Annotated in this window: 1 protein-coding gene; it reads right to left on the bottom strand. The window is 29.6% G+C overall.

The window, feature by feature from the left end:
* Positions 1–72: 72 nt before the first annotated feature.
* Complete coding sequence (locus GQX97_RS12980) at positions 73–714, bottom strand: hypothetical protein (RefSeq protein ID WP_157152271.1); 642 nt, start codon at positions 712–714, stop codon at positions 73–75.
* Positions 715–772: the final 58 nt, after the last annotated feature.

Here is a 772-nt window from a genome sequence, read left to right as displayed (position 1 = left end):
TATAATAAATAAATGATAAATAAAAAAGAGCCTATAGTATTTCTATAAGCTCTTTTTATTTTTTACTMTTTTTTAGAATCTCACACCTAATTGTGCTCCCAAATCTACACTAGAAAGTTTGAAATTATGACTTTTACTTTCCATAAATGGTATATCATAAGCAATATAAATACCTGCTGTTAAATTAAGCGGTAATATAAAATCRAGCATAACTTTTACATAAGGTATAAAAGGCTTATTAAACTCTTTATAAATATTCTTTGTATCATACATACTCGCCTGACCTATGCCGTCAGCACCATCTCTTTGATACATAAGACCTGCTATAGGAAACTTGAATCCTCCTCCAACTCCTAAAGATACAAATCCAATATCAATTCTAGGCAATAATCCTAAATTAAAACTATCAAAAGAAGCTCCATATCTTCCGCTTTGAGATTTTAATCCAAAAGCAAATACATCTTTCTGATACCCAATATCAAAACCAATTCCTAAACCTATATTGCTGATTCCAAAATAATATCCAGGTATAACATGTATTCCAAATTCAAAACCAGCATCAGCYTTAGTATATTTTGAAGCATCAGTACCAGTATAAGTACCCAAACTAAATCCAAAAGGAAGAAGAACATTTACTTCAAAACCWGTYTTTGCCATCAAATTTCCGCTTAATCCAATTACTAKTAAGCTCGCRATTATCACTATTTTTTTCATTTTKTAYAGTCCTTTATATTGTATGTACTATTTTTTATAGTCGGCAATAGTGATAATC

Source organism: Brachyspira sp. SAP_772, assembly GCF_009755885.1.
Classification (GTDB): domain Bacteria; phylum Spirochaetota; class Brachyspiria; order Brachyspirales; family Brachyspiraceae; genus Brachyspira.
The sequence above is the reverse complement of the archived record's forward strand: the minus strand, read 5'-3'. Positions and strand labels throughout refer to the sequence as shown.